3 protein-coding genes and 1 pseudogene are annotated in these 3,387 nt (G+C 43.8%); 3 read left to right on the top strand and 1 reads right to left on the bottom strand.

Annotated elements, in window-relative coordinates:
• A pseudogene (locus J7529_RS24500) lies at window positions 1-916 on the bottom strand (hypothetical protein); the annotation flags it as partial.
• 862 nt (window positions 917-1,778) lie between these two features.
• On the opposite strand from J7529_RS24500, the gene ndhL reads away from it, so the two are divergent.
• From ndhL to trpA, 3 genes are read left to right on the top strand one after another with little or no spacing between them, the layout of a single operon-like run.
• Window positions 1,779-1,994, top strand: coding sequence for an NAD(P)H-quinone oxidoreductase subunit L (ndhL, locus tag J7529_RS24495; RefSeq protein ID WP_318731160.1), 216 nt, complete (start codon window positions 1,779-1,781; stop codon window positions 1,992-1,994).
• 27 nt (window positions 1,995-2,021) lie between these two features.
• Window positions 2,022-2,342, top strand: coding sequence for a DUF3007 family protein (locus J7529_RS24490; RefSeq protein ID WP_318731159.1), 321 nt, complete (start codon window positions 2,022-2,024; stop codon window positions 2,340-2,342).
• 14 nt (window positions 2,343-2,356) lie between these two features.
• Complete coding sequence (gene trpA, locus J7529_RS24485; protein WP_318731158.1) at window positions 2,357-3,142, top strand: tryptophan synthase subunit alpha; 786 nt, start codon at window positions 2,357-2,359, stop codon at window positions 3,140-3,142.
• Window positions 3,143-3,387 lie beyond the last annotated feature (245 nt).

Here is a 3,387-nt window from a genome sequence, read left to right as displayed (position 1 = left end):
CCCAGAATCCCTCATCAATCACGAGAATATTCTCATCGTTAGTTGGGTCATGGAGTGCTTTAAAGGTGTAACCATCAATCGTTACTGGTTCATCAAGATTTTGAATCGCTTTAAATTCAGAACATCGAAAACCATAAATTAAATTGATAGAAATTGCTTTCATCCATGATTGACGAGACTTGATGTTATTTCGTCGAGGCTTAGTTAATTCATGTCCATTCAATCCTAGAACCCTATCTCTAAAGTCTAAAAAGATTTCAAGGTCAATAGATTGCATTTCAGTTTTTTTGATAACTTCAATAGTCCCAAAATGAGATTGAACTTTCTTGAGTTCATTATCAAGCCTGGTATCTCTTAAGAGTTTCAAGACTCCTGTATAAGCGTTCTTGAACCCTTTGGAGCAAAGGGTTTGATTGCCAGAGATGGTAAATAATTGACTCCAGTTTCTGATTAACTCAAAAATGATATTTTCCCCGGTAAGTCCAAGGCTTGGACTAAGCTTATTAAAATGTTTCCCATAAGTAGAGTGATAATTAGCCAAAGTATTGGTCTGAAGCTTCTCGTCACTTCTATTCCTTCCACACTTGTCGTAGCCAGAAAGATAGTTTTTCTTCACAATCTCAATAGCATCGCCGATGGTAATGATGTCATTCTCAAGAGAAACAGCTCCCTTGACTTCCACTTCGTACCATGACCAAAACTCAGACTCTGTTTCAATTTCTTTGAGTTTGTCAAAGACTGCTAGAGACTTTGCTAAGGCGTTGATGCACCCATCACGAGTGAAGTCCTCATTACAGGAATTATCAGAGTTGCCTGATTTGGTGGCTGTCTTGAACCGAAGAGAGAGCCGTCCTCTGACTTGGGTAATGCGAACGCAAGCTTTGAGGTAAGCCCTCACTAGCTCATGGTCTACCAATTTGGATGGGTCAATTTGGTTAGAGTGGAAATACTCATTAACCAGGCTCCACGTCTGTTTTATGTAGGTGTCCATGTTTCACACACTTTTCACACATTTTCGAGGGTTAAAGCGTGAAATATATGTGGGACAAGCGTTTAGCTAACTTTATTTCGGTAAGTAGCTGTGGCTATCAAGTCCCCGGTTCCGCATAACCTTATAACCTAGCTACACCAGGCAATTGAATCCCAAAGTTCTCACAGGCACTAGAACCTGTTGAATATGTGTTGAAATCTGTTGAGCTAAGAAGTCGTGAGAGTTCAAAGTACCAACAGATAAAAGATATGTTTGATGGGGGCGGAGGGACTTGAACCCTCACGACTTTTAAGGTCAACGGATTTTCATTCTCCCACAACTTTCGCTGTTACCTTGAGAGCTAGCTCCCTGGTTTTGAGAATTGGACCCTCCCTTTACCCTCGACTGAATACGTTAGGGTAGCTCCCGTCGGGCCTCTGCACCTTCCTGAGACAGTTGATTAAGGTGTAATTTCCTTAGTCTTTATCTTAGGCTTGGCTCAGGATTGCCATGTCTGTTGCCAGATTTAGGTTTCCCTGAGTTTGAGAGCTTACACTTAGCAAATTTCTCTGCTAAGGCTCAGTTTTCTAAGTCCGTAGCGTCTACCATTCCGCCACGCCCCCGCACTTGAGTAAAGTGTGGGATGGTGATTTTTACATTTCACACAATATGTAATTAAAACACAAATATCCAGTTTTGGCAAGTGCCTCCATAAAATCATATGAAACAGCTAAGGATGGAGATTACCAACTTAAAGGGTCTAAAAGTGGTATGATCGCTCTGGATCATTCGCTTTAAATATAGCTAGATGGACATTATCACCTTACTGGTCTACGGAATTTTGGGGGGAACCTATCTCCTAGTCTTACCAGCTCTGATCTATTTCTACCTTGATCGCCGTTGGTATAGTGCCAGTTCCATCGAACGGTTATTGATGTACTTCATGGTCTTTTGGTGTTTCCCAGGTATTCTCTTGTTAGCTCCTCTGATTAATCTGAGACCCAAACCCCGGCAAATTTCGTAAATCCCCTGGACAAAAGGTAAGTAGAACGTGCGACGAATTGATGTCATTGTCATTAGTGGGGCAATTTTTGCCACGGGTGGTTTAGTGTATGGGCTATTTCAACTTTTGGGGTTAGATAGCCTAGATGCTGGCCGTTGGAGTCAAGTCATTCTTATGGGTGGGGTATTAGTTTGGGTGTCTACCTATCTATTTCGGGTGGGAACCCAAAACATGACCTACAATCAGCAACGGCGCGACTATGAAGAGGCTATGCTGCAAAAACGGTGGGAATCCCTAACGCCAGAGGAGAGAGCCAAACTAGAAGCTGAGGTAGCCTCAGAATCCGATCCCTCTATCTCCCCTGATTAATTGATATTATTGTTATGACTCATGCGATTACCGAGTGTTTTCAGCAACTGCGATCGCAAAACACTCCAGCCTTAATTCCATTTATTACCGCAGGCGACCCAGATTTAGAAACTACAGCTCAGGCTCTGCAAGTACTGGATCGCCAAGGTGCAGATATTATTGAACTGGGGGTTCCCTATTCCGATCCTTTAGCAGATGGCCCTGTGATTCAAGCGGCGGCTACCCGCGCCCTACAACAGGGAACTCGTCTAGAATCGGTATTGGAACTGCTCGGCCAAGTTAGCCCCCAGTTGAAGGCTCCAGTGATTTTGTTTACCTACTATAATCCGATTCTGCATCGGGGAATTGACCGCTTTTTGGATGAGATTAAGCAAGCAGGAGCTGCTGGTTTAGTCGTTCCCGATTTGCCTCTAGAAGAGGCAGAATGTATCTTAGAACCTGCGGCTGAACGAGGGATTGAAGTTGTGTTATTAGTTGCACCCACCAGTTCCGCAGAGCGAATTCAGGCGATCTCCCAAAAGTCCCAAGGATTTATCTACTTAGTCAGCGTAACCGGAGTCACTGGAGTTCGCCGTGAAGTTGCCACCAGAGTGCCCAGTTTGATCCAACAGATTCGCCAAGTTACTGATAAACCCATTGGTGTGGGATTTGGGATTTCCCAACCTGAACATGCTCGTCAAGTAGTTGAGTGGGGGGCAGATGCGGTGATTGTTGGGAGTGTGATCGTTCGCCGATTAGCATCTGAGGGTATAGACTCGATAGGCCAGTTTTGCCAGACTTTAAAACAGGCGATGGAGTAGTGCCGTGACCGCTTTAATTTGGTGCATTAGACAATACCTTCGCAATTGGCTTAGGAAGCATAGTTGACGGAAGCCTTATGAATGCGTCCTAAAGAGCTAATGCGTGCCCAAATCTGAGCTAGTTTTATTGGCTCAGGTTTTTCCGGAAGCTGGGAACATTTGACCCATCATATCAAGTCCGATGAATAAGTTACGATATAAATGAAGAGTGTCCAAGCAAAGCAATGCCCCGACGAATTAAGATA

Source organism: Roseofilum sp. Guam, assembly GCF_017746735.1.
In the GTDB taxonomy this organism is placed as follows: Bacteria; Cyanobacteriota; Cyanobacteriia; order Cyanobacteriales; family Desertifilaceae; genus Roseofilum; species Roseofilum reptotaenium.
The sequence above is the reverse complement of the archived record's forward strand: the minus strand, read 5'-3'. Positions and strand labels throughout refer to the sequence as shown.

Coding starts and splice junctions, on each gene's coding strand:
- trpA (WP_318731158.1), top strand. CDS start 2,357: ATGACTCATGCGATTACCGAGTGTTTTCAGCAACTGCGATCGCAAAAC.
- ndhL (WP_318731160.1), top strand. CDS start 1,779: ATGGACATTATCACCTTACTGGTCTACGGAATTTTGGGGGGAACCTAT.